Source organism: Paraburkholderia sp. BR10936 (genome assembly GCF_040965735.1).
Classification (GTDB): Bacteria; Pseudomonadota; Gammaproteobacteria; order Burkholderiales; family Burkholderiaceae; genus Paraburkholderia; species Paraburkholderia nodosa_A.
The window spans coordinates 87,021-112,219 of record NZ_JBFRCM010000002.1 but is presented as its reverse complement, the minus strand read 5'-3'; the positions used below and the strand labels follow the sequence as shown (position 1 = coordinate 112,219).

The window sequence follows — 25,199 nt, the reverse complement described above, 5'->3', positions numbered from 1 at the left end:
AACGCTTACTGCTCGTTTGCTGCTATCACTGATACCTGCCTGATTGCTCAGATCACATACATGTCGACGTACTCGTTGACGGGCAGGGCGCAAAGCCGCGCCTCGTCGAGCGAGACATCGAGAATCGCCTGCTGCTGCTTCGCGGGGAAGCGGCGCGCGAGGTTGATTCGAAACTTCTCGATCAGCAGCGGAATGCCTTCTTCGCGGCGCCGCTTGTGGCCGATCGGGTACTCGACTACGACCTCGTCGAGCGTCGTGCCGTCGATGAGCTCTATGGTGAGCGCATTCGCGATCGAGCGCTTGTCCGGATCGTGATAATCCTTCGTAAATTGCGGGTCTTCCACGCATACCGTCTTCGCGCGCAGTGCGTCGATGCGCGGGTCGCTCGCGACGTCGTCTTCGTAGTCGGAGGCGGTGAGGCGGCCGAAGATCAGCGGCACGGCGACCATGTACTGGATACAGTGGTCGCGATCGGCCGGGTTGGCAAGCGGGCCGCTCTTGTCGATGATGCGGATGGCCGCTTCATGCGTGCGGATGGTGATGCGTTTGATGTCCCCAGCCGTCTTGCCGCGTTGCGCCAGCATGCCGTGCAGCGTCATCGCGGCTTCGGCAGCGGTCTGCGCGTGGAATTCGGCGGGGAACGAAATCTTGAACAGCACGTTTTCCATGACATACGTGCCGTAGGGGCGTTGAAACCTGAACGGCTGTCCCTTGAACGAGACGTCGTAGAAGCCCCACGTTTTTGCCGTGAGCGCCGAGGGATAGCCCATCTCGCCCGTTTTCGCCATGAGCGCTAGGCGCACGGCGCGCGAGGTGGCGTCGCCTGCGGCCCACGACTTGCGCGAGCCCGTATTGGGCGCGTGGCGGTAGGTGCGCAGCGACTGGCCGTCGACCATCGCGAGCGAAACGGCGTTGATCAGCTCGTCGCGCGTGAGCCCGAGCATTTGTCCGACCACGGCGGTGGAGGCGAGCTTCACCAGTAGCACATGGTCGAGCCCGACCTGGTTGAACGAGTTTTCCAGCGCAATGCAGCCCTGGATCTCGTGCGCCTTCACCATGCCTTCGAGCACATGCTGCATGGTGAGCGGCGGCTTGCCCTGGGCGACGGCGGTGCGCGAGAGCCAGTCGGCGGTCGCGAGGATGCCGCCCAGGTTGTCCGACGGATGGCCCCATTCGGCGGCGAGCCAGGTGTCGTTGAAGTCGAGCCAGCGGATCATCGCGCCGATGTTGAACGCGGCCTGAACCGGATCGAGCTGGAATGGCGTGCCCGGCACTTTCGCACCGTGCGGGACGATCGTGCCCGGCACGATCGGTCCCAGCAACTTGGTGCAGGCGGGGTAGGAGAGCGCCTCGAGTCCGCAGCCGAGGGTATCGATCAGGCAATGCCGGGCCGTCGTCAGCGCGAGCGCGCTGTCAACCCCGTCTTTGGCAAACCCGCCCAGCACGTAGTCGACGATATCGACCAGTACCTGGTCCGGCTGCGGCCTGACGTTGGAGATCAGGGCGGACATCGAGGCGATCCTGCGGTCCTTACTGGCCCGCGGCGCCGCTGGCGGCTGCCGGAGCGCGGTTAGCCGGGTTCAGCGCTTGAGCCTGGGTCGGCGCCATTGCGCCTTGCTGCATTGCAACAGTCTTGCACTCGTCGGCCAGACGCGAGCTGTCCTTGTCCGAGAACAGCATGGCCTTCGTCGGGATCACGACGAGATCGAGGCCGGTAGCGGCGTCGTGGAAGCGGTCGGCGCCCGTGGTCGTGACCTGACGCGGCAGGTTGTAGTTCTTGTTCGCCCAGTGAACGGTGACGATCTGGTCACGCGCCATGTCGCCCTTCAGGTCGAATTGTGCGCCTTCAGCGCAGCTCCAGTGCTCCGAGCCTTCCGGGACCGGATCCATCTTCGCTTCCTTGGCCGGGTTGGCCTTGCGCTTGATGATGCGATGCTTCGGAGCCGGCTTCTTGGCGGTCGTGGTCGACGTGCCTTGTGCGGCGGCGTCGGTGGCAGCCAGCATCAGCGTCGAGGACAGCGTGCCGATGACAGCGGCGATCAGCAGTTTCTTCATGAGTGTCAAACCTTTATCTATCTAAAAGCGGTTGATCAGTGCGCGGTTGAACAGGCAACCGCCGTTTGCACTGCGCGCGCCCCGAAAGCGCGCAGCGGACGCTATTTTCACCTATTTATCGCCATGAACTTCAATTTCTCCGGCCCGGTGTTGTTTGCGCCGTGGTTCGCAAGTAACTGCCTGTAACTGTCCGTGACTGCCGTCGCTGCGCCAGGTGGCGCGCGATGCGCCTGTTTGCCTTGGCGCAGTAGGTTGAAAACGTTTTCTGCGCCTTCCCGGCGCGCATTCATGCCGACTCCCGCGTCGGCTCCCCGCTCGCGAACAGCGGCGCCGCTTCGGTCGGCACGGCGCGGCCCGTGGCGCGCGCGCGGCGCAGCACGGACCAGTAATAGCGATAGCTCGCACGGTCGTGCAGCGTGTCGCCGTGGCGTGTCGGACCCCATTGTGCGTGCTGCGCGGCCAGCAGGATTTCGGCGGCCAGCGCGATTTCTTCGTCGCGCGGCGCGAAAGCGGCCACGATTGCGGGAATCTGCGCCGGGTGAATGCTCCACATGCGCGTGTAGCCGAACTCGTTGCGTGCGCGGTGCGCGTCGTTCGCCACCACGTCCATGTCGCGCACTTCCGTACTGACGTTGTGCGAGGGCACGCGGCCGAACGCGTGGCACGCGGCTGCGATTTCGAGCTTCGCGCGGCGCACGAGCGGGTGGTCGAACTGGCCGGGCGAGCGCATCGCCGTGTCGGGAATCGCGCCGTCGTGCGCGGAGACGAAGTCCATCAGCCCGAAGCTCAGCGACTCGACGCCGCGCAGCGCGGCGAGGTCGAACACGCGCGCGAGTGCGCCATGCGTTTCGACGAGCAATTGAACGGGAATGGGCTTGTCGATCCCCATCTCGACGCGCGTGGCCTCGATGAACGCCGTCATTTCGGCGGCGTCGCCCACGGCGCGGATCTTCGGCAGGGTGATGAAGGCCGGCGCGCGCTTCGCGGCGCGCAGGATCATGCGCACGTCGTCGCGCCAGTGCGGGTGATGGAAATCGTGGATGCGCACGCCGATGCGGCCGAAGCGGTCGTGTTCGCCGCCGATGAACGACGCCACGAGTTCGGCGTGTTCGGCTTCACGGCCGACCTGCGCGCCGTCTTCGCAATCGAGCGTGATGTCGAATACCGGGCCCAACTGTTGCTGCAGCGCGAGCGATTTGAGCATCAGCTTCTCACTGCCCGCGTAGTGGTCGCATGCGGGCAGGATGGCGGGCGGCGCTTCGCCGTCAAACAGCACTTCGGCTGGCAGAATGGCGCGCATCTTCGGCGTCGGGAGTCGAGTTTTGTAGGAGATACCGGATCCGCATGCGCCCTGCCGGCAAGGCGCATGCGGATCCGGTAGAGGCGGGCCGCGGAGGCTGCCCCGCGTGCCATAAAGCAGAACGGAACGGGCGTCAAACGCGCGTTCCGTTCGTCCAGCTGGCTTACTTGCCGAGCAGGTGAGCGACGCCTTCGCGCTCTTCGAGCAGCTCAGCCAGCGTGCCGTCCATCTTCTCGCGCGAGAACGCGTCGATTTCGAGGCCTTCCACGCGCTTGTATTCGCCGTTTTCGCAGGTCACCGGTACGCCGTAGATGATGTCTTCGGGGATGCCGTACGAGCCGTCCGACGGGATACCCATCGTGACCCACTTGCCGTTCGTGCCGAGGACCCAGTCACGCACGTGGTCGATTGCAGCGTTGGCGGCCGAAGCTGCCGACGAGAGGCCGCGCGCTTCGATGATCGCCGCGCCGCGCTTGCCGACCGTCGGGATGAACGTGTTGCGGTTCCATTCGTCGTCGTTGATCAGCTTGGTCAGCGACTGGCCTTCCGCCGTTGCGACACGGAAGTCGGGGTACATCGTCGGCGAGTGGTTGCCCCACACGGCGAGCTTCTCGATCGAAGCGACCGGCTTGCCCGACTTGGCGGCCAGTTGCGAGAGCGCGCGGTTGTGGTCCAGACGCAGCATGGCGGTGAAGTTCTTCTTCGGCAGGTCCGGAGCCGACTTCATGGCGATGTAGGCGTTCGTGTTGGCCGGGTTGCCGACGACCAGCACCTTCACGTCGCGGCTGGCGACGTCGTTCAGCGCCTTGCCCTGAACCGTGAAGATTTCGGCGTTGGCCGAGAGCAGGTCCTTACGCTCCATGCCCTTCGAGCGCGGACGTGCGCCAACCAGCAGGGCGACGTCGGCGTCCTTGAACGCGACCTTCGGGTCGTCGGTGATGACCACGCCCGCGAGCAGCGGGAATGCGCAGTCGTCCAGTTCCATCACGACGCCCTTGACGGCGGCTTGCGCTTGCGGCAGGTCGAGCAGTTGCAGGATGACGGGCTGATCCTTGCCGAGCAGGTCGCCATTCGCAATGCGGAACAGCAGGGAGTAAGCGATCTGACCTGCGGCGCCGGTGACGGCAACGCGCTTTGCGGGCTTAGCCATTGAAAATCTCCAGGAAGATGCGTTAGACGCCAGGGTAAAACGCCATTCTATATGCGCGATACACGAAGCGTAGGTGAAACAGGCGGTCTTTACCGCCGGCGTGCGCGCTTCACTGGAACGACCATGACTGACAAGCCGTGAAGCGTGCGCCGCCGGCACGGACCGCCGTGCCGGTAACCTGTGCAACATGGCAAGAGGTGAACGGGGCGCCCTTCGAGGGACACCAGACGCTGGCCGCTTCGCGTGTGCCGACTCCTGCAACAGCTCGCTCGGGCTCTACCACAGACGCGCGGCGCGCAACGACTCACGCGTGCCGGCTGGGCGGATCGAAACCTTTACTGCGTTTACTGCGTGAGGGAACAGCATCGTGCAAGGCGGCTCGCGGCGCATTCGCCACGAGGTGGATGCAGCCGGCGGCGCCTCTTCGTCATGCCGTTTTCATGTCCTGAAATTAGCATGCAGGCCGCCCGCAAACCCTTGCTCGATCGGGAGTGTAGGAGTCGTCAGGGTCAAAGTCAACAGTATCTTATGTCTTATATAAGACATAACTATTGCAGGCAAAATGCTTGATGCGTAGGGGGCTTTATGTTGAAATGCGCGCCATGAGTGCAAACCCGGCCAGCAACGCGAATTCCACCGCTCCCGAGAGCGGGGCTCAAGCGTCTGCGCCCGCGGTTCCGCCGTCCCCGACCTTCAGTCCGCTGTACCAGCAGATCAAGGGGCTCATTACCCAGAGCCTCGAGTCCGGCGAATGGAAGCCCGGCGAAATCATCCCCAGCGAAGTCGAACTGGCCGCCCGTTACAAGGTGAGCCAGGGGACCGTGCGCAAGGCGATCGACGAGCTGGCTGCCGACAATCTGCTGGTGCGCCGCCAGGGCAAGGGCACGTTTGTTGCAACGCACAACGAAGAGCGCGCCCAGTTTCGCTTTCTTAGATTACTCGCCGATGACGGCGCGGAGCACCCGCACGTGAGCAAGCTGCTCGAGTGCCGGCGCCTGCGCGCTTCGGCCGAGATCGCGCGGCAGCTCGACCTCAAGCCCTCGGACCCGGTGGTGCTGATCCGGCGTCTCTTGCAGTTCGACGGCGAGAGCACCGTGCTCGACGAAATCTGGCTGCCCGGCGGGGTGTTCCGCGGGCTCACGAGCGAGCGCCTCGCCGAGTACAAAGGCCCGCTCTACGCCATGTTCGAAGCGGAATTCGGCACGCGCATGATTCGTGCGACCGAGAAGATCCGCGCCGTGGCCGCGGAGCCCTCAGTGGCCGATCTTCTCAAGGTGCCCGCAGGTTTTCCTTTGCTGTCGGTCGAGCGCGTGTCCTATACCTATGGAGACCGGCCGGTCGAGGTCCGCCGCGGATGGTATGTCACAACCGGGTACTACTATCAGAACGATTTGAGTTGACGGGCGACCGCGCAAGAGGCGCGGAGCCTTCCCCAGAGTGCCTTTGCTTGCGCGCACCACCAGCCGTACCCGACGTGGATTTCGCTGCAGCGCGATATGAAAAGGCGCTAAAATTGCGAATTAGTGTTAACACATAGTAGGGGTCTAGCATGGCAGAAGCCGCAAAAAAACCGAGGCCGGAATACCGGAACATCGGGCTTGGGCAGATATTGTTCGCATACCGCCTGCCTCTGGCCGGTCGTGTGTCGATCGGCCACCGCGTCAGCGGTGCGTTGTTGTTCCTGTTCCTGCCTTTCATCTTGTTCCTGTTGGACCAGAGCCTCACTTCGGAGCTTAGCTTCGAGGTATTCAAGGGCTTCCTCTCCAACATCATCGTCAAGCTCATCGTGCTGGTCCTCGGGTGGGCGTTCCTGTTTCACTTCTGCGCTGGCGTGCGTCACCTGTGCATGGACTTCAACCATGGCCTCGTGAGCAAGGAAAAAGGCAAGTCGACCTCCCTCGTCGTCGTGATCATCTCCACGGTCCTCACGATCGCCTTTGCGGCAAAACTCTTCGGAGCGTTCTAAAAAATGTCGGCTAATAACGGTATCGGTCCGAAGCGCCTTGTCGTCGGCGCTCACTACGGCATTCGCGACTGGATCGCGCAACGCGCCACCGCCGTGATCATGGCGATCTACACGATCGTGCTGCTCGTGCTGTTCTTCGGCGCGCACGACTTCTCGTATGACGGCTGGGCCTCGATCTTCGCCGCGCAGTGGATGAAGCTCGCGACGTTCGTCACCCTGATCGCGCTGTTCCTGCACGCGTGGGTCGGTGTGCGTGACATCTGGATGGACTACATCAAGCCGGTCGGCCTGCGCATCACGCTGGACGTCCTCACGATCGCATGGCTGCTGGGCAGCCTCGGCTACGCCGCTCAGATTCTCTGGAGAGTGTAAAAGAATGGCTGCAATCAAGAATTCATTGCCGCGTCGCAAGTTCGACGTGGTCATCGTCGGTGCTGGCGGCTCGGGGATGCGCGCTTCGCTGCAACTCGCGCGCGCTGGCCTGTCGGTTTGTGTGCTCTCGAAGGTATTCCCCACGCGTTCGCACACGGTGGCGGCCCAGGGCGGCATCGGCGCCTCGCTCGGCAACATGAGCGAAGACAACTGGCACTACCACTTCTACGACACGATCAAGGGCTCCGACTGGCTCGGCGATCAGGACGCGATCGAGTTCATGTGCCGTGAAGCGCCGAACGCCGTGTACGAGCTCGAACACATGGGCATGCCGTTCGACCGTAACGCCGACGGCACGATCTACCAGCGCCCGTTCGGCGGCCACACGGCCAACTACGGCGAGAAGCCGGTCCAGCGCGCCTGTGCTGCTGCTGACCGTACCGGCCACGCGCTGCTGCACACGCTGTACCAGCAGAACGTCGCGGCGAAGACCACGTTCTTCGTCGAATGGATGGCGCTCGACCTGATCCGCGACGCCGACGGCGACGTGCTCGGCGTGACCGCGCTCGAAATGGAAACGGGCGACGTCTACATCCTCGAAGGCAAGACCACGCTGTTCGCCACGGGCGGCGCGGGCCGGATCTTCGCGGCATCGACCAACGCGTTCATCAATACCGGTGACGGCCTCGGCATGGCGGCCCGTTCGGGCATCGCGCTGCAGGACATGGAGTTCTGGCAGTTCCACCCGACCGGCGTGGCCGGCGCGGGCGTGTTGATCACGGAAGGCGTGCGCGGCGAAGGCGGCATTCTGCGTAACTCGAACGGCGAGCGCTTCATGGAGCGTTACGCGCCGACCCTGAAGGACCTGGCGCCGCGCGACTTCGTTTCGCGTTCGATGGACCAGGAAATCAAGGAAGGCCGCGGCGTGGGTCCGCACAAGGACCACGTGCTGCTCGACCTTTCGCACATCGGCGCCGAGACGATCATGAAGCGTCTGCCGTCGATCCGCGAAATCGCGCTCAAGTTCGCGAACGTGGACTGTATCAAGGAGCCGATCCCGGTCGTGCCGACCATCCACTACCAGATGGGCGGCATCCCGACGAACATCAACGGCCAGGTCGTTGGCACGCCCAAGGGTCACGAAGAAGTCGTCAACGGCTTCTACGCCGTGGGCGAATGCTCGTGCGTCTCGGTGCACGGCGCAAACCGTCTCGGCACGAACTCGCTGCTCGACCTCGTGGTGTTCGGCCGTGCGGCTGGCAACCACATCGTCAAGCACGTCAAGGAGCTCAAGGACCACAAGCCGCTGCCGGCCGACGCCGCCGACTTCGCGCTCTCGCGCCTTGCCGAGCTCGACAAGTCGACCTCGGGCGAGTACGCGCAAAGCGTCGCGAACGACATCCGCGGCTCGATGCAGAAGCACGCAGGCGTGTTCCGCACGTCGAAGCTGCTGGCAGACGGCGTGAAGGACATCGCGGAGATCGCTGAGCGCGCGAAGCACATTCACCTGAAGGACAAGTCGAAGGTGTTCAACACGGCGCGCGTGGAAGCGCTCGAAGTGGCGAACCTTATCGAAGTTGCACGCGCAACGATGGTTTCGGCTGAAGCCCGTAAGGAAAGCCGTGGTGCACACGCACAGAGCGACTTCGAACACCGCGACGACGAAAACTGGCTGCGCCATACGCTCTGGTTCAGCGAAGGCGACCGACTCGATTACAAGCCGGTCCACATGCAACCGCTGACCGTCGAGTCCGTGCCGCCGAAGGCGCGTACGTTCTAAGGCACACGCCAGTCAAAAGGAATTGGAAATGGCCAAACGCATTTTTGAAGTCTATCGCTACGACCCGGACAAGGACGCGGCGCCGCGCATGCAAACGTACGAGCTGGAACTCACGCACGAGCGCATGCTGCTCGACGCGCTGGTCAAGCTCAAGGAACTGGACGAGACGCTGTCGTTCCGCCGTTCGTGCCGTGAAGGCGTGTGCGGTTCGGACGCCATGAACATCAACGGCAAGAACGGTCTCGCGTGCCTCACGAACCTGAACGACCTGCCGGCGAAGATCGTGCTGCGTCCGCTGCCGGGCCTGCCCGTCGTGCGCGACCTGATCTGCGACTTCACGCAGTTCTTCAACCAGTACCACTCGATCAAGCCGTACCTGATCAACGACACGCCGCCGCCCGAGAAGGAGCGTCTGCAGTCGCCTGAGCAGCGTGACGAACTCGATGGCCTGTACGAGTGTATTCTGTGCGCAAGCTGCTCGACTTCGTGCCCGAGCTTCTGGTGGAACCCGGACAAGTTCGTCGGCCCGGCAGGTCTGCTGCAGGCTTACCGCTTCATCGCGGACAGCCGCGACGAGGCGACCGGCGAGCGCCTCGACAACCTCGAGGACCCGTACCGTCTGTTCCGCTGCCATACGATCATGAACTGCGTCGACGTTTGCCCGAAGGGCCTGAACCCGACGAAGGCGATCGGCAAGATCAAGGAACTGATGTTCCGCCGCGCGGTTTGATGTTGTTGTTCTGAAATGGAATCGCACCAGTCTGACCCCCATCGTCGCGCGCGCCTTCGCTGGCGCGCGCGGCGCGGCCTGCTCGAAAACGATCTGATTTTTGAGCGGTTTTTCGAGCGCTATGAGCATGAACTCAGCGACGCCGACGTGGGCGCTCTCACGCGCCTGCTCGAGCTGAGCGATAACGACCTGATGGACTTGCTGCTCGCGCGCAAGGAACCAGAAGGCGACCTTGCCGACCCGGACGTGAAGCGGGTGCTGGAGCTGCTTCGGAACGTCTGAGCGCGGCGGCAATATGGAGGCGCCGCGCCCGACGTACAAAACTATCGAATCCCGTGTTTATCTTCGATTGAGGATGTGCTATGACCCCGTCTGATGTAAAAGCCACGCTATCGTTCAGCGACAATTCGCCGAGCGTCGAACTGCCGATCTACAAGGGCACGATGGGCCCGGATGTGATCGACATCCGCAAACTGTACGGTCAGACCGGCAAGTTCACGTATGACCCGGGCTTCATGTCGACGGCGTCGTGCAACTCGGCGATCACGTACATCGACGGGGACAAGGGCGAGCTGCTCTACCGCGGCTACCCGATCGACAACCTCGCGCAAAACGCCGACTTCCTCGAAACCTGCTACCTGCTGTACCGCGGCGAACTGCCGAACGCGGCGCAGAAGGAAGAGTTCGTGAGGACCGTCACGCAGCACACGATGGTTCACGAGCAAATGCAGTTCTTCTTCCGCGGCTTCCGTCGCGACGCGCACCCGATGGCGATTCTGGTCGCCGCAGTCGGCGCGCTGTCGGCGTTCTATCACGACTCGCTCGACATCAATAACCCGAAGCATCGTGAAGTTTCGGCGATCCGTATGATCGCGAAGCTGCCGACGCTCGTCGCCATGGCGTACAAGTACTCGATCGGCCAGCCGTTCGTGTATCCGCAGAACAATCTGTCGTACAGCGCGAACTTCATGCGCATGATGTTCTCGAACCCGTGCGAAGAGTACAAGGTCAACGACGTGCTCGTGCGCGCCCTCGACCGTATCCTCATCCTGCACGCCGACCACGAGCAGAACGCTTCGACGTCTACCGTACGTCTGGCCGGTTCGTCGGGTGCGAATCCGTTCGCGTGTATCGCTGCGGGTATCGCCTGTCTGTGGGGCCCGGCGCACGGTGGTGCGAACGAAGCCGCACTGAACATGCTGGAAGAAATCGGCTCGCCGGACAAGATTCCTGAGTTCATCAAGCAGGTGAAGGACAAGAACTCGGGCGTGAAGCTGATGGGCTTCGGCCACCGCGTGTACAAGAACTACGATCCGCGTGCGAAGCTCATGCGCGAAACGTGCTACGAAGTGCTCAACGAACTGGGCCTGCACGACGATCCGCTCTTCAAGCTCGCCATGCAGCTCGAAAAGATCGCGCTGGAAGACGAATACTTCGTGTCGCGCAAGCTGTACCCGAACGTCGACTTCTACTCGGGCATCGTGCAGCGCGCACTGGGCATCCCGACCTCGATGTTCACCTGCATCTTCGCGATGGCACGTACGGTGGGCTGGATTGCGCAGTGGAACGAAATGATCGCCGACCCCGAGCAGAAGATCGGCCGTCCGCGTCAGCTGTTCATCGGCGAAACGCCGCGCGAAGCGAAGCCGATCTCGCAACGCTAAGCAGTTTCGCTTTGCCACGCCGCGCGCTCGATGGCGCGCCGCGTGCGAGCTCTCATGCAAACGCCCCGACGGGTTATCGCCCGTCGGGGCGTTTTCTATTTGAGGCCGCGGCCGCGCTCAAATCCAGCCGTCGATCTTCAGCCCGCTCGCCGCTTCCGCCTCCTCGCGCGTGACCTCGCGCACCGTCTCGCCGAAGCTCCATACGTGGCCTTCGGGGTCGCACGCCACATAGACGCGGTCGCCGTAGAACTGGTCCGCCGGCTCGCGGATGATCTTTGCCCCGGCGGCGCGGGCGCGTTCGCAATGCGCGTCGAGGCCGCTTTTCAGCTGCACGTGGACCGACTGCGTGTTCCTGCCTTCCAGTTCGGCGGGGCTCGTGTAGGGCATGCCGGCCCAGCCGCCGCAAATCATCACGTAGCCGTCGCCAAAGCGCATTTCCGAGTGACCGAGCTTCCCGTCCGGCGACGTGACGACGAACTGGCGCGTAAAGCCGAACGCCTTTTCGAGCCAGTCGAGCGCGGCGAACGGATCGCGATAGTAGATGGCAGACCCGAAGGCCGGACGCGGCGAGATATTGCTCATGCTTGTCTCCCAGGCAGTACGTGTGACGAATCTAGCACCAGCGTGGTGCGATTGCGCGCAGCGCGCCCACGCCCGGCCTTTACCTCCCACGTAATCGTCAGCCCGCACGGCATCGACGACGATGTCGCTCATCGGCACACCCCACCCGCAAGGAGCGACGACCATGGCAACTTTCAACGCCCGCCAACCCGGCTACATCCGCATCGACGACGATACCGCGCTGCACTATCGCGACTGGGGCGATGGCGCACCGCTCGTGTTCCTCTCGGGCTGGACGCTCAACGCCGACATGTGGAACTACCAGTGCGCGCCGCTCGCGGCCGCGGGGTTTCGCTGCGTGGCCTACGACCGCCGCGGGCATGGCCGCTCGAGCGACCCGGGCCGCGGCTACGACTACGACACGCTCGCCGACGATCTCGAAGCCGTCCTTGCCGCCCGAGGTCTGGAACGCGCCACGCTGGTCGGCCATTCGTTCGCGAGCGGCGAGATCGTGCGCTATTTGAGCCGCTACGGCTCGCGCCGCGTGGCAGGCATTGTGCTGCTTTCGCCGGCGTCGACGCCGTGCTTGCTCAAGACTGCTGACAATCCTGGCGGCCTCGATGCGAGCCTTTTCGAAGCGTCCATCGAAGAGATGCTCACGTCGTTTCCCGACTGGATCTCGCGGCGCGCCGAGGCTTACTTCAGCCCCGGTACATCGCACGCGGTCATTCAGTGGACGGCCGACATGATGCTGAACGCGTCGCTGTACGGCGCGGCGCAGCTGTCGCGCGTGCAGATGGTCACCGACTTTCGCCGCGAACTGGCCGCGATCGACGTGCCGGCGCTCGTGCTGCACGGCGACTGCGATGCCTCTGCGCCGCTCGAGATAACCGGACGTCCCACGGCGGCCGCGCTCGAACACGCGACGCTGAAGGTCTATGAGGGCGGCACGCACGGCATGTACTTCAACCACGCCGCCCGTGTGAACGACGATATCCGGGAGTTCGTCAAGCGGTGGCAGGCATGAAACGCGACACGGCCAGTTAGCGGAACCACGCCGCGGATACAAGTCGTAATCAGGGCACGGCCGCTCGCGCCGGGCGCAAAGGAATAGTGCCCCCGCGCCCCTCGTTTTGCAGATGACACGCGGCCGGCACGAGCCCGCTCACGCGCTGCGTGCCAGGCGTACCGATGGAGTCTTCACGGCCAAGGCGCACAGCCCGTGCGCTGCGAGGCCGGTCCGTCGAGAGGGGCGACATCATGCGCAAACTTCTCGTCTTCACGGCGCTGGCCTGTCTGGGCGCCTGCACGACGTCGGCCACGTCGCAGCAGCCCGCGGACGCGTCGTCTTACCCGCCGCCCGACTGCCGCACCGTCACCGGCACTGCCGAGATCGACGGCGCGCCGCAGGTGATCAGCGGTCTCGCCTGCCTGCAGCCCGACGGCACCTGGCAGATCGTGCAGGGTAACGACGGCACGCTGGTCTACCCGGTGGCATGGACCGACGCGACGACCTGGTACGCCGGTCCATGGTACGGCTGGTGGCCGCCGGTGTTCGTGGGCGGCTCGTTCGTGTTCGTCGATCACTTCCATCACTTTCATCACATGGATCACGTCTTTCCGGGCGGGCCGCATATGCATCCGGGGCCAGGCATGCACGGCGGATTTCATGGCGGTTTCCACGGTGGTCACGGCGGCGTCTGGAGCGGGGCGGGTGGCATGCATGGCGGCTCGCATCGCTGAAACATACCGCACGGCCTGATTTGCGCTACGGCGAATCCTTTATGATGGAGCGCGCCTTCCCACCCGAGACGCTCCATGTTTTTTGCCGCGCATTCCCTGCATCGCCGCCTGAGCATTGCGATCGGCACGCTCGCGATCCTCGTCGGCGTGCTGGGTGCGCTCGGCACCTTCCTCGTCGTGCGCAGTCTCGCCGCCGAGTTCAACACGACGCTGCGCGATGCTGCCGCGCACGTGCAGACCGGCGTGCCGCATCGCGCGATCGAGCCGCGCGGCGACAGCGACGCCGCCGACAATTTCGTCGTGCAGATCTGGTCCGCCGACGACGGCGAAGTCCCGAGCCGTACGAGCAACGCGCGTGTCGCGCTGCCGCGCGCGCCAAGCGGCTTCTCGTCGGTCGAATACGACGGCGAGTCATGGGACGTGTTCGCACTCGCCGCCGGCGACGAATACATTCAGGTGGCCGAATCGCGCAGCATGCGCAATCGCAACGCCTTGCGCGTGGCGTTCTGGAGCCTGTTGCCGGTACTCGCGCTGCTGCCACTGCTCGCGCTCACGATCGCGGTGACGGTGCGCGTTTCACTGCGGCCGCTGGAGCGCGTCGGTCGGCGTGCGGCGAAGGTCGATCTGCACGACCTCAAGCCGCTCGAAGTGCGGCAGGCACCCGTCGAGCTGCGACCCTTCGTCGAGTCGATCAATCGTATGATCGAGCGCCTTTCCGTGCTCGTGAATGCCGAGCGCATGTTCATCGCCGATGCCGCGCACGAACTGCGCTCGCCGATCTCCGCCATGCAGTTGCAGATCGACAACCTGCACAACGCGCCGCCCGAACAGTACCCGGAGCGCTTCGAGGAACTGCGCCGCGGCATCGTGCGCACCGGGGCGCTCGTTTCGCAGCTGCTCGGTCTCGCGCGTGCCGAAATCGGCAGCACGCAACGCGTGCTGGCGGAGGTGCCGCTCGCGCAAGTCGTCACTGACGTGCTGGCCGACCTGCTGCCGCTCGCCGACGCGCGCGGCGTCGATCTGGGCGTGACGCGCCTCGACGACGTGACGGTGCGCGCAACCGAAACAGACATGCGCGTGCTCGTGCGCAACCTCGTGGACAACGCGATTCGCTATAGCCACGCAGGCGCGAACGTGGACGTGGCGGTGCGTCGCGAGGACAAAAGTGTCGTCATCGACGTGATCGACAACGGACCCGGCATCGCCGAGGCCGATTTGCCGCGCGTGTTCGACCGGTTTTTTCGCGCGGGTGGTCATCGGGGTGACCCGCGTGGTAAGCACGACTCGCACGGCAGCGGCCTTGGTCTCGCCATCGCGCAGGCGGTAGCGCGCAGCTATCGCGGGTGCGTGACGCTCGCGAACCGGCGCGATGGGCAAAGCGGAATCGTCGCGCGTATCGAATTACCGCGCGAGCTGCCGCGCGCGTGAGCACCGCGTCGATCTAGCGAGCACAGGTCAGGCAAAATCCGGGGAAGCATGCGAAACAAGGGACGGACACGATGCGCATTCTGCTGATCGAAGACGATCTGCTGATCGGCCCAGCGCTGCTGCGCGCGTTGAAGGACGCGTCATACAGCGTCGACTGGGTGCGCACGGGCGAGAGCGGTCGCGACGCCATTCGCGACGGCTCGTATACGGCGGTGCTGCTCGACCTCGGTCTCGGCGATATGAGCGGGCTCGACGTGCTGCGCACGCTGCGCGAGTCGCAGGACGCCACGCCCGTGCTCATCATCACCGCGCGCGACGACGTGGACACGCGCGTGGAAGGCCTCGATCTCGGCGCCGACGACTATCTCGTGAAGCCATTCGAGAGCAAGGAGCTGCTCGCGCGCATCCGCGCCGTGGTGCGACGCAAGTCGGGCTTTGCCTCGCCGACCATGGGCAGCGGCCGCGTCACACTCGACATGAACGCGCGCCGCCTCACGTTCGACGGTCAGTCCGACGATCTCTCCGCGCGCGAATACGCGCTCATGCTCGCGTTGCTCGAGCGGCCGGGCGCGATCCTGTCGCGACAGCAAATCGAGGAGCGGCTCTATGGCTGGGGTGAGGAAGTGGAAAGCAACGCGGTCGACGCCGTAATCTACAGCGTGCGCCGCAAGTTCGGTCACGCGGTGATCCGCAATGTGCGCGGGCTCGGCTGGGCCGTGTGCGTGTGAGCGTCGGCGCAATCGAAGAAAAAAGCGCGCAAAAAGCTGCGCGCTGTAAAAACCGCGGCGGGCGCGGGGCTCGCCGCGTGGCGCGATGCGCGGGGGAAGGTCACGCATCGCGCTCGAACTTACGCCAGCAGGCGCTGCCAGGGTTCCTTCTGCCACGCACGGCTAAGCGAGGCGAGCAGCGCGACTTCGCTTTCGGCCACGTGCCGGTCCGAATACACGGCCACATGGCACAGATTCAGCACTTCGGCACGCAGCGCGGGATCGTCGAGCTCGCGCATCACCTGCTGCATCACGTCGGAGTCGAGCTTGCACGCATCGCTCCAGTTCAGGTGCGAAGTGGTCTGCAAGTCTTCGCAGAGGCCCTTGAGGATGTCGCCGAATTCGCCGGGCGCAAGGCCGAGCCGGTCGGCCAGGCGCGCGCGATGGACGGCTGCAAGCTCCTCGCTGCTCAGGTGGCCGTCTGCGAGCAGCGCGACGGCGACGATGCGGCCCGCGGCTTGCGGGCTGTTGCAGGTATAGGTACGCATGGTCAGGAATCCTCTTCAAACGTGATGTCGATAAAACGGCAGGCGCAGCAGCGGCTCAGTCGAAGATGTCCTGCAGCCACGACTTGCGACGGTGGCTGTTGCCGCGGTAGCTTTCGTGAGCGCGGCGCGGGGCATAGTCGCCGTGTTGCGCGCTGTGCTTCGAGCCGTGCTGGCGGAATGCCTGTGCATCGCCTTCGTTGCGATAGTGCCGGTTGCCGCTGCGTTCGATCAGCTTGTCGAGTTCGCCGCGATCGAGCCAGACGCCGCGACACTGCGGGCAGTAGTCGAGTTCGACGCCCTGACGCTCAGTGAGCGAGAGGGTGACGTCAGGGCAGTTGGGGCATTTCATGATGCGCTCCGTGATGAGTGACAGGTCATCGAGGCCCGTGCCGTCTTGCCTGAAGGGCAACGCGGCCTCGATGGAAACCATCCTGACAGAGCAAAATGAGCGAAGAATGAGGAGCGCGCCGGCCTGACGCCGGTCAGGCGGCCGGCCACACTAGAACTGGTAATTGATCGAGACGTCGCAAACGCCGCCCGTCTTCGACTGGATGATCGGGCTGTGCGAGGCGCTGCCGAGCAGGCGCTTGATGGCGCCGTCCGCGCTCACGAACCAATGTTTGTTGACGAAGTAGACCATCGTGATGCCGAAGCCGGCCGACTTGAGGCCCGCGCTCGCGTCGTACTGACGGTAACCCGACGCGGCCGCCTGCTGCGGCGTCACGCCAAACCAGCTCTGCATGTAGTTCGAGTCGGCGAATGTGACCGAGGGGCCGGCGAACCAGTAGAAGTTCTGGTTGCTGCCGGGCAGCGGCATATAGGCGCCGAGATCCGCGGTCCAGCCGTTCGAACCGCCGAAACTGCGCGTGAAGGCGGTGCGGAACACGAGCGGAAAGTCCTTCGAAATCACGTACTCGCCGGCGATCTTCAATTCGGGCGCCGGGTTGATGTTGCCCATGCCGTGCAGCCGCGTCGGGTCGTCCTGGCCGCGCCGTCCGAGGTCGTAGGCCCCGGCGACGCTCACGCGCCAGTTCGGGCCCTGCAGAACGTTGACGCCGAAGCCTTCGCCCGTCGAACCGAACAGGATGTCCTTGTAGCGCAGATCGATGCTCGGCCCGACCAGCGTGTGATAGCGGTCCGAGCCGTCGTAGCGCGGTTCGAAGGTGGCGCCCACGCCGAGCCGCGCCTCGAAGTCGGGACGGTTCGGCTGAAACATCTTTTCCAGCGGAATGCCCGCGGAATATTGCCATTCGCCGAGCGGCGAGGGGGTCTGCGCCTCGGCACGCGGGGCGAGCGCGGCGAGAGCGCATGCCGCAGCGGCGAGAGACACACGCTGCGTGGCCCGCGAGCGGCGCGGCGCCGATGGTTTTATTCTGTTTTTTCGTTGTTGCGCAGTGCGGATTGCGAGTGGCATGAAGCCTCCGGGTTTGCCTGGTGAGCCGCGGCGTCGTTCGTTGAGTGCGACGCACTCACAATGGAACTCCGCGCGGCCGGGCTCGTCGAGCAAACCTCGTGCCTGGCTTGTCCATGACCGGGCGGCGTCCGCCCCGGCGACTCGCCGCGCCCCCCGGTGGCGATGGCCGTCGAAAGCGTGAAACGAGTCTTGATGATCAGGAAACCTAATTGAATTGCGGAGGCTCCGCGCACCGTTCTGGAGCGCCGCAATCACCCGATTAAACCTTGGCGCCGATTTGCCGTTAGACAGCTATGGACCTCGGCGATGCGGCCCCCCTGTGTCGCGGAACCCGAAGCCCATGTTGCACCGTTCTCACAGCGGTCACCAACTTGCGCCGGTCGTGGTCGGGCCGGCGCATCCCCTTTTTTGTATCCCCGAACCCTTTTGACGCACGGCCGAGCGGCGCCCGCTACGGCGTGGCGCCCCTGCGCGCCGACGACGCGCGCGCCGGGTAACGCTGATACAGGTATCGCGACTACCTCCCAACTCCCTGTTTTTTATCGCTTTTTTCGGAAGGGGTCCTGTGGTGAGCGGGTTTCGCGTGGCATAATCGATTCACACTGTATTGCCCCGCAGTCAAACATTTCCCCGCACATCATGGCAAAGACGCTCTACGACAAATTGTGGGACACCCATGTGGTCCACACGGAAGACGATGGCACGACGATTCTCTACATCGACCGTCATCTGTTGCACGAAGTCACCAGTCCGCAGGCTTTCGAAGGCCTGAAACTGCACGAGCGCCCGGTGTGGCGCATCAGCGCGAATCTGGCCGTTTCCGACCACAACGTGCCGACCACGGACCGCAGCCACGGCATTGCCGATCCGGTCTCGAAGCTGCAGGTGGACACGCTCGATTCGAACTGCGACGCCTTCGGCATCACGCAGTTCAAGATGGCCGACCAGCGTCAGGGCATCGTGCACATCGTCGGTCCGGAACAGGGCGCGACGCTGCCCGGCATGACCATCGTCTGCGGCGACTCGCACACGTCCACGCACGGCGCGTTCGGTGCGCTCGCGCACGGCATTGGCACGTCTGAAGTCGAGCACGTGCTGGCCACGCAAACGCTCCTGCAAAAGAAGAGCAAGAACATGCTCGTGAAGGTCGAGGGCCAGCTGCCGCGCGGTTGCACCGCGAAGGACATCGTGCTCGCCATCATCGGCAAGATCGGCACGGCGGGCGGCACGGGCTACGCCATGGAGTTCGGCGGCTCGATGATCCGCAGCCTCACGATGGAGGGCCGCATGACCGTGTGCAACATGGCGATCGAAGGCGGCGCGCGCGCCGGCATGGTCGCCGTGGACGACACCACGATCGAATACCTCAAGGGCCGTCCGTACTCGCCGCAAGGCGCGGAGTGGGATCAGGCCGTCGAGTACTGGAAGAACTTCCGCACCGACGAAGGCGCGCACTTCGACCGCGTGGTCGAACTGAGCGCGGCCGACATCGTGCCGCAGGTCACGTGGGGCACGTCGCCGGAAATGGTCACGGCAGTCGACAGCCGTGTGCCGGACCCCGAGCGCGAGAAGGACCCGGTCAAGCGCGACGCGATGGAACGCGCGCTGCAGTACATGGCGCTCGAACCGAATACGCCGATCGAGTCGATCAAGCCGGACAAGATTTTCATCGGCTCGTGCACGAACGCACGCATCGAAGACCTGCGCTCCGCCGCTTACGTCGTGAAGAAGCTCGGCCGCCGCGTGGCGCCGAACATCCGCCTCGCGATGGTCGTGCCGGGTTCGGGTCTCGTGAAGGCGCAAGCCGAGCGCGAAGGCCTCGACAAGGTGTTCACCGAAGCCGGTTTCGAATGGCGCGAACCGGGCTGCTCGATGTGTCTCGCGATGAACGCCGACCGGCTGGAGCCGGGCGAGCGCTGCGCGTCCACGTCGAACCGCAACTTCGAAGGCCGTCAGGGCGCGGGCGGTCGCACGCACCTCGTGAGCCCGGCCATGGCAGCCGCTGCGGCAATCGAAGGCCATTTCGTCGACATTCGCAAGCTGGGCTGAGCAGAGGCTATACGGATCATGGAAAAATTCATCGTACACACCGGCGTCGTGGCGCCGCTCGATCGCGAGAATGTCGATACCGACGCGATCATTCCCAAGCAGTTCCTCAAGTCGATCAAGCGCACCGGCTTCGGCCCGAATGCCTTCGACGAATGGCGTTACCTCGATCACGGCGAGCCTGGCCAGGACAACTCGAAGCGCCCGCTCAACCCGGACTTCGTGCTGAACCAGCCGCGTTATCAGGGCGCCTCGGTGCTGCTCACGCGCAAGAACTTCGGCTGCGGCAGCTCGCGCGAACACGCGCCGTGGGCGCTCGACCAGTACGGCTTCCGCGCGATCATCGCGCCGAGCTTCGCGGACATCTTCTATAACAACTGCTTCAAGAACGGCCTGCTGCCGATCGTGCTTTCCGAAGCGGATGTGGATCACCTGTTCAACGAGACGTACGCGTTCAACGGTTTCCAGCTCACGGTCGATCTGGACAAGCAGGTCGTGCGCACGACGGACGGCTCGAAGGAATATCCGTTCGAAGTGGCCGCGTTCCGCCGCTACTGTCTGCTGAACGGCTTCGACGACATCGGCCTCACGCTGCGTCACGCCGACAAGATCCGCCAGTACGAAGCCGAGCGCCTCGCGCGCCAGCCGTGGCTGAACAACCGCGTGCTCTGATAACTGCACATACGCACACTGAACAAACAGCGAGGAATCACAGGATGAAGATTGCAGTGCTGCCGGGCGACGGCATCGGTCCCGAGATCGTCAAGGAAGCCGTCAAGGTGCTCAATGCACTCGGCGAAAAGTTCGAGCTGGAAGAGGCGCCGGTTGGCGGCGCGGGCTACGAGGCTAGCGGCCATCCGCTGCCCGAGGCAACGCTCGCGCTGGCGAAGTCGGCCGACGCGATCCTGTTCGGCGCCGTGGGCGACTGGAAGTACGACAAGCTCGAGCGCGCGCTGCGTCCCGAGCAGGCCATTCTCGGCCTGCGCAAGCATCTGGAACTGTTCGCGAACTTCCGCCCGGCGATCTGCTATCCGCAGCTCACGGGAGCGTCGTCGCTGAAGCCGGAAATCGTTTCGGGCCTCGACATCCTCATCGTGCGCGAACTGAACGGCGACATCTATTTCGGCCAGCCGCGCGGTACGCGCGAAGCGCCGGACGGCAACTTCAAGGGCGCGCGCGAAGGCTTCGACACGATGCGCTATGCAGAGCCCGAAGTGCGCCGCATCGCTCACGTGGCGTTCCAGGCCGCGCAAAAGCGCCAGAAGAAGCTCACTTCTGTCGACAAGGCCAACGTGCTCGAAACGTCGCAGTTCTGGAAGGACATCATGATCGATGTCTCGAAGGAATATCCGGACGTCGAACTGTCGCACATGTACGTCGACAACGCGGCCATGCAGCTCGTGAAGGCGCCGAAGGCGTTCGACGTGGTGGTGACCGGCAACATGTTCGGCGACATTCTCTCGGACGAAGCCGCGATGCTCACGGGCTCGATCGGCATGCTGCCCTCGGCCTCGCTCGACAAGAACAACAAGGGTCTGTACGAGCCGTCGCACGGTTCGGCACCGGATATCGCGGGCAAGGGCATCGCCAACCCGCTCGCCACGATCCTTTCGGCTGCCATGATGCTGCGTTACTCGCTGGGCCGCCCGGAACAGGCGGACCGCATCGAGAGCGCGGTGAAGAAGGTGCTGGAACAAGGCTATCGCACCGCCGACATCGTCACGCCGGACTGTAAGCAGGTCGGCACGGTGGCAATGGGCGATGCGGTGATCGCAGCGCTGTAAAGTCGCACGAAGGGCATGCCGTTTCAGGCGTGCCCTTTTTTGTTTCGCGCGCCTGAACGGGCGTCCAAATAGCGGAAAGCATGGTTTTTCCGCGCAAATTAACTGTTTCGTGTATATTGCTTCGATGGCGAAGATCTCCCAGATCACGACTGTTACGAACATCCACGGCATGAAAGCCCGTGCGATTTCGCTCGCCATCACCACGAAAACGACGATTATCAAAACGATCACCATTCGTTGATCGCTCGTCGTGCCCGCTCATCTTCCCCGCGCGGCCACGCCGGGCGAGCGAAGCGGGGAAGTGTCCATCTCAAGGGTTAGTCATGAACGTAGGTCTCGTAGGTTGGCGCGGCATGGTCGGCAGCGTGCTGATGCAGCGCATGCAGGAAGAACGCGATTTCGACCTGATCGAACCGGTGTTTTTCAGCACCAGCAACGCAGGCGGCGCGGCTCCGTCGTTCGCCAAAAACGAGACGAAGCTCAAGGACGCGAACAGCGTCGACGAGCTCAAGAAGTGCGACATCATCATCACTGCCCAAGGCGGCGACTACACCAACGAGGTGTATCCGAAGCTGCGCGCGGCAGGCTGGAACGGCTACTGGATCGACGCCGCCTCGGCGCTGCGCATGAAGGACGACGCCGTCATCATCCTCGACCCGGTCAACCTCGACGTCATCAAGGATGCGCTGGTCAAGGGTCAGAAGGACTTCGTCGGCGGCAACTGCACGGTCAGCCTCATGCTGATGGCGCTGGGCGGCCTGTTCCGCGAGAACCTCGTCGACTGGATGACGGCCATGACCTACCAGGCCGCTTCGGGCGCGGGCGCGCAGAACATGCGCGAACTGCTCTCGCAGATGGGCGCGCTCAACGCATCGGTTGCGGGCGATCTGGCGAATCCGTCGTCGGCGATCCTCGACATCGACCGCAAGGTGCTGGCCACCATGAACAGCGACGCCATGCCGACCGAACACTTCGGCGTGCCGCTCGCGGGCTCGCTGATTCCGTGGATCGACAAGGATCTCGGCAATGGCATGTCGAAGGAAGAGTGGAAGGGCGGCGCGGAAACCAACAAGATTCTCGGCAAGCCGGCCATGGGCCAGCCGGGCTCGATTCCGGTCGACGGCCTGTGCGTGCGTATCGGCGCGATGCGCTGCCACTCGCAGGCGCTCACGATCAAGCTGAAGAAGGACGTGCCGCTCGACGAGATCGACGGCATCCTCGCTTCGGCCAACGACTGGGTCAAGGTCGTGCCGAATCAGCGCGAGGCGTCGATGCGCGATCTGTCGCCGGCCGTGGTGACGGGCACGCTGTCGGTGCCGGTTGGCCGTCTGCGCAAGCTGGCCATGGGCGGCGAGTATCTGTCGGCCTTCACGGTGGGCGACCAGCTGCTGTGGGGCGCGGCTGAACCGCTGCGCCGCATGCTGCGCATTCTGCTCGACAAGTGAATGAATTAAACTACGCGGCTAATGACGCGTAGACAGGGTGAAAAGCGCCGCGCCAGTCGCGGCGCTTTTTTATTGCATGCTTTTTATTGCATGCATCGATGCAATCGCCCCGAAGCACACACCTATTTGATCGACAGCCGCAAGAGCGGTATGCCAGGGCAACTGATGATCGTTCGATTTGATTCTGTTTCCGCCGCGCCTCGCGCGAAGCGCGCCCAAGGGCGGCGCGCCATCCGCGCCACCGTGGCGGCGGCGAGCTTCCTGTTCTGCGGCCTCGCCGCTGCGCAGGGCGGCGCGAGTGCGGCGCAAGGCGCGGCAGGTGCCAGTGCCCCCAGTGCTGCATCGTCCGCCGCGGCGGCGGTGAGCATCGCGGGGCAATACACCGTTCGTCCCGGCCAGTCGTTGCATGACGTGGCCGTCGACCTCACGCAGTCGCACGACAAGGGCACGCTCGCACGCATGAGCCACGCCCTCTTCGATGCGAACCCCAGTGCGTTCATCAAGCAGGATCCCAGCCGCATGCGCGTGGGTGCGACGCTGAACGTGCCGGCCACGCCGGACGTTTCGAGTGAGGCGCAGGGCATGACGGCGGCATCGGGTGGGGCTGCAGCTTCGGCTGCTAGCGCTGCCGCCACGGCGGCGACCGCACCTGCTGCGCCTGCCAGCACACCGGCCGCTGCTTCGAGCGGCGCTGCCGAGGCGGTAGCGCCTGCATCGTCGGCGGCTGCTGCCGCAATGGGCGGCGCGAGTTCGGCAAGTGCTGCCGCGACGACTGCGGGGGCTGCCTCGGCAGTCGCAGCGAGCGGCCCCGAAGCGCCGGCGCAAGGCGCTTCTGGTGCCGCTGCCGCGGGCGCCAGCGCCGCGGCGCCGGCGTCGGCGGCCAGCGACTCGCACGTATGGAGCGGTGCGGTTCAGCAGGCCCCGGCCAGCGGCGCATCGGCACAAGGCGCGAAGGCGTCCGTGACCGTCTCCAGCCTGCAGCAGCTCCTCGCACTGAAGAACCGCGTGCTGATGGCGTTGCAGCAGCACGGCATCGGCAAGCCGGCGCAAACGGCGGGCGGCGCGTCCGCGGGTGCGCCTGCTACCCAAGGCGGCGCGCCTGAGCAGAACGGTGCGGCGAACGCCGGCCCGGCTGGCGGTCAACCGGAAGTCTCGCCGATCGCCATGGGTGCCGTGGCGGCGATCGTCGTCGCGCTGCTGGCGTTGTTCGTGCGCCTGCTTACGCGCAAACGCAAGAAACCGGCTAAGCAGGCGCCTGCGGTTTCGCCCGAAGCGCACGAGCCGACACCGTCTGGGTCGGCTGCTGCCGCCGTTGCCGCCGCGCCTGTGGCCGACGAGCCGCCGGTGTTGCACGAGCCGATTTCGCGCGCCGGGGATGAGCCGGGCGCGAACGAAGTCGCGCCTCTCGAGGAAGCGGAGTTTGTGCCGCCGGTTGCGCCGGCTGAACCCGCTGCGAACGAAGTCGCGATCACGCCGGTGCCCACCCCAGCCGTGACTGCCGCGCCGCTCGAACACGACGAAGCGCTGCCGCCGACGCTCACCGACACACTGCACCCGGCCCCTGCGCAAGCGCCTTCGGCAGCGCAGGAAGCTCACGCGGCCCCCGAACTGCCGCACGACGTCGAACCGGCGGAGCCGCAGACGCTTGCCGACGCGACCAACGCGGCCAGCCTCGCCGCAGCGGCGGAGTTGGGCGCGGATGCGCTGCCGCCCGAAAGTCTCGGCGCGCCGCGCACAGCCGAAGACGCCGAAGCGCTGGCGCGCACGCTGGAGGAACCGGCGCACGCCCAAAAGCCTGCTACGCCCGATCTCGCGCTCGACTTCGGCGACGGCGCACCGCAAGCCGCGCAACCGCAGCAAGCCGCGCAGGCGCCGCAGGCCGAATCGCCCGTCGCGACACCGCCCATCACCGAAGCCTTCGAGCGCCCGCCGGCGCCGCTTACCGCACCTGAAATCCCGTCAGCACCCGCAGTCACCGCAGAGGACACGAGCTACGCCGAAGTCCCGATCGCGTTCCCGCAAGATGCAGTAGACGCGCTGGGTGGCCTCGACCTGCCCCTGCCGCCGCGTATCGGGGAGCCGGTCATGCCCACGGCGCCGCTCTCGACCGAGCCGGCCGCCACACCCGAGGCGTCGGCGCGTCTTTCTTCGCCGTTTTTCGACCCGCCTCCGCCGCTGGCGGGCCAGGCCATCGAAGCGGGTACGGCGGGCGCAGGCGCGCTCGCGGGCCTCGGCGCGCCGCGCTTTGGCGCGCTCACGCTCGACTTCGACCTGAACCTGCCGCCCGATTCGGCCGAGCCGCTGCCGGTCTTCACACCCGAGCAGCTCGCGCGCATCGCGCGCAACAAGCTCGACCTCGCGCACGAGTACATCGCGCTTGGCGACGTGTCCGGCGCCCGCTCGCTCATCAACGAAGTGATCGAGTCGAACGACCCCGCCACGCGCAGCGACGCGCAGGCGCTGCTGTCGACGCTCGCTCCGCTTTCGTGACGCTGCTGTAAGCCGT

24 protein-coding genes are annotated in these 25,199 nt (G+C 64.8%); 16 read left to right on the top strand and 8 right to left on the bottom strand.

Annotated features, from left to right (window positions below; all coding sequences use genetic code 11):
- Positions 1-47: 47 nt before the first annotated feature.
- The 4 genes from AB4Y36_RS03950 to AB4Y36_RS03935 all read right to left on the bottom strand — a co-directional run bounded on the left by AB4Y36_RS03950 (position 48) and on the right by AB4Y36_RS03935 (position 4,505).
- Positions 48-1,511 carry a bifunctional 2-methylcitrate dehydratase/aconitate hydratase gene (locus AB4Y36_RS03950; RefSeq protein WP_368682355.1) on the bottom strand — a complete coding sequence of 488 codons (1,464 nt, stop codon included), beginning with the start codon at positions 1,509-1,511 and terminating at the stop codon, positions 48-50.
- A gap of 19 nt (positions 1,512-1,530) precedes the next feature.
- Positions 1,531-2,055, bottom strand: a complete 525-nt coding sequence (locus AB4Y36_RS03945; protein ID WP_069261399.1) for a hypothetical protein — start codon at positions 2,053-2,055, stop codon at positions 1,531-1,533.
- Between the two features lie 286 nt (positions 2,056-2,341).
- Entirely contained in the window at positions 2,342-3,355 is a 1,014-nt protein-coding gene (locus AB4Y36_RS03940; RefSeq protein ID WP_368682354.1) for a CoA ester lyase, read from the bottom strand.
- A gap of 163 nt (positions 3,356-3,518) precedes the next feature.
- Positions 3,519-4,505 (bottom strand): malate dehydrogenase, encoded by a 987-nt coding sequence (locus AB4Y36_RS03935; protein ID WP_069261397.1) that lies wholly within the window; start codon positions 4,503-4,505, stop codon positions 3,519-3,521.
- Positions 4,506-5,107: 602 nt separating this feature from the next.
- On the opposite strand from AB4Y36_RS03935, the gene AB4Y36_RS03930 reads away from it, so the two are divergent.
- The 7 genes from AB4Y36_RS03930 to gltA all read left to right on the top strand — a co-directional run bounded on the left by AB4Y36_RS03930 (position 5,108) and on the right by gltA (position 11,017).
- Complete coding sequence (locus AB4Y36_RS03930; protein WP_342946963.1) at positions 5,108-5,905, top strand: GntR family transcriptional regulator; 798 nt, start codon at positions 5,108-5,110, stop codon at positions 5,903-5,905.
- Positions 5,906-6,054: 149 nt separating this feature from the next.
- Complete coding sequence (gene sdhC / locus AB4Y36_RS03925) at positions 6,055-6,471, top strand: succinate dehydrogenase, cytochrome b556 subunit (RefSeq protein ID WP_069261396.1); 417 nt, start codon at positions 6,055-6,057, stop codon at positions 6,469-6,471.
- Between the two features lie 3 nt (positions 6,472-6,474).
- A complete protein-coding gene (gene sdhD / locus AB4Y36_RS03920) occupies positions 6,475-6,843 on the top strand; it encodes a succinate dehydrogenase, hydrophobic membrane anchor protein (RefSeq protein ID WP_042273220.1) in 369 nt (122 codons plus the stop codon).
- A gap of 4 nt (positions 6,844-6,847) precedes the next feature.
- Positions 6,848-8,623 (top strand): succinate dehydrogenase flavoprotein subunit, encoded by a 1,776-nt coding sequence (sdhA, locus tag AB4Y36_RS03915; protein WP_069261395.1) that lies wholly within the window; start codon positions 6,848-6,850, stop codon positions 8,621-8,623.
- 28 nt (positions 8,624-8,651) lie between these two features.
- The gene (locus tag AB4Y36_RS03910; protein WP_069261394.1) at positions 8,652-9,353 is read left to right on the top strand and encodes a succinate dehydrogenase iron-sulfur subunit; all 702 of its coding nucleotides are present in this window, start codon (positions 8,652-8,654) and stop codon (positions 9,351-9,353) included.
- Between the two features lie 15 nt (positions 9,354-9,368).
- Complete coding sequence (locus tag AB4Y36_RS03905; RefSeq protein ID WP_028202905.1) at positions 9,369-9,635, top strand: succinate dehydrogenase assembly factor 2; 267 nt, start codon at positions 9,369-9,371, stop codon at positions 9,633-9,635.
- Between the two features lie 80 nt (positions 9,636-9,715).
- On the top strand, positions 9,716-11,017 hold the full coding sequence (gltA, locus tag AB4Y36_RS03900) for a citrate synthase (RefSeq protein ID WP_069261393.1): 1,302 nt from the start codon (positions 9,716-9,718) through the stop codon (positions 11,015-11,017).
- A gap of 117 nt (positions 11,018-11,134) precedes the next feature.
- Here the strand turns inward: gltA and AB4Y36_RS03895 are convergent, their stop codons facing one another.
- Complete coding sequence (locus tag AB4Y36_RS03895; RefSeq protein ID WP_368682353.1) at positions 11,135-11,599, bottom strand: VOC family protein; 465 nt, start codon at positions 11,597-11,599, stop codon at positions 11,135-11,137.
- Positions 11,600-11,762: 163 nt separating this feature from the next.
- Between AB4Y36_RS03895 and AB4Y36_RS03890 the strand changes: the two genes are divergently transcribed.
- The 4 genes from AB4Y36_RS03890 (at position 11,763) to AB4Y36_RS03875 (ending at position 15,477) form a co-directional block, all read left to right on the top strand.
- Positions 11,763-12,605: an alpha/beta fold hydrolase gene (locus tag AB4Y36_RS03890; RefSeq protein WP_368682352.1), complete on the top strand. Its 843-nt coding sequence runs from the start codon at positions 11,763-11,765 to the stop codon at positions 12,603-12,605.
- 233 nt (positions 12,606-12,838) lie between these two features.
- Positions 12,839-13,321, top strand: a complete 483-nt coding sequence (locus tag AB4Y36_RS03885; protein WP_342946966.1) for a hypothetical protein — start codon at positions 12,839-12,841, stop codon at positions 13,319-13,321.
- Between the two features lie 75 nt (positions 13,322-13,396).
- Positions 13,397-14,749, top strand: a complete 1,353-nt coding sequence (locus AB4Y36_RS03880) for a sensor histidine kinase (protein ID WP_368682351.1) — start codon at positions 13,397-13,399, stop codon at positions 14,747-14,749.
- A 71-nt stretch (positions 14,750-14,820) separates the two neighbouring features.
- Entirely contained in the window at positions 14,821-15,477 is a 657-nt protein-coding gene (locus tag AB4Y36_RS03875) for a response regulator transcription factor (protein ID WP_321930572.1), read from the top strand.
- Positions 15,478-15,596: 119 nt separating this feature from the next.
- Here the strand turns inward: AB4Y36_RS03875 and AB4Y36_RS03870 are convergent, their stop codons facing one another.
- The 3 genes from AB4Y36_RS03870 to AB4Y36_RS03860 form a co-directional block, all read right to left on the bottom strand.
- The gene (locus AB4Y36_RS03870) at positions 15,597-16,004 is read right to left on the bottom strand and encodes a TerB family tellurite resistance protein (RefSeq protein ID WP_035512506.1); all 408 of its coding nucleotides are present in this window, start codon (positions 16,002-16,004) and stop codon (positions 15,597-15,599) included.
- A 55-nt stretch (positions 16,005-16,059) separates the two neighbouring features.
- Positions 16,060-16,353 carry a zf-TFIIB domain-containing protein gene (locus tag AB4Y36_RS03865; RefSeq protein WP_069261840.1) on the bottom strand — a complete coding sequence of 98 codons (294 nt, stop codon included), beginning with the start codon at positions 16,351-16,353 and terminating at the stop codon, positions 16,060-16,062.
- 150 nt (positions 16,354-16,503) lie between these two features.
- Entirely contained in the window at positions 16,504-17,334 is an 831-nt protein-coding gene (locus AB4Y36_RS03860; RefSeq protein WP_256094443.1) for a MipA/OmpV family protein, read from the bottom strand.
- 723 nt (positions 17,335-18,057) lie between these two features.
- On the opposite strand from AB4Y36_RS03860, the gene leuC reads away from it, so the two are divergent.
- The 5 genes from leuC to AB4Y36_RS03835 all read left to right on the top strand — a co-directional run bounded on the left by leuC (position 18,058) and on the right by AB4Y36_RS03835 (position 25,183).
- On the top strand, positions 18,058-19,467 hold the full coding sequence (leuC, locus tag AB4Y36_RS03855) for a 3-isopropylmalate dehydratase large subunit (protein WP_069261386.1): 1,410 nt from the start codon (positions 18,058-18,060) through the stop codon (positions 19,465-19,467).
- A gap of 18 nt (positions 19,468-19,485) precedes the next feature.
- Positions 19,486-20,136: a 3-isopropylmalate dehydratase small subunit gene (gene leuD, locus AB4Y36_RS03850; protein WP_069261385.1), complete on the top strand. Its 651-nt coding sequence runs from the start codon at positions 19,486-19,488 to the stop codon at positions 20,134-20,136.
- Positions 20,137-20,180: 44 nt separating this feature from the next.
- Positions 20,181-21,248, top strand: a complete 1,068-nt coding sequence (leuB, locus tag AB4Y36_RS03845) for a 3-isopropylmalate dehydrogenase (protein WP_069261384.1) — start codon at positions 20,181-20,183, stop codon at positions 21,246-21,248.
- 323 nt (positions 21,249-21,571) lie between these two features.
- On the top strand, positions 21,572-22,693 hold the full coding sequence (gene asd, locus AB4Y36_RS03840) for an aspartate-semialdehyde dehydrogenase (RefSeq protein WP_069261383.1): 1,122 nt from the start codon (positions 21,572-21,574) through the stop codon (positions 22,691-22,693).
- Positions 22,694-22,858: 165 nt separating this feature from the next.
- Positions 22,859-25,183 (top strand): FimV/HubP family polar landmark protein, encoded by a 2,325-nt coding sequence (locus AB4Y36_RS03835; RefSeq protein ID WP_368682350.1) that lies wholly within the window; start codon positions 22,859-22,861, stop codon positions 25,181-25,183.
- The last annotated feature ends 16 nt before the right edge of the window (positions 25,184-25,199 follow it).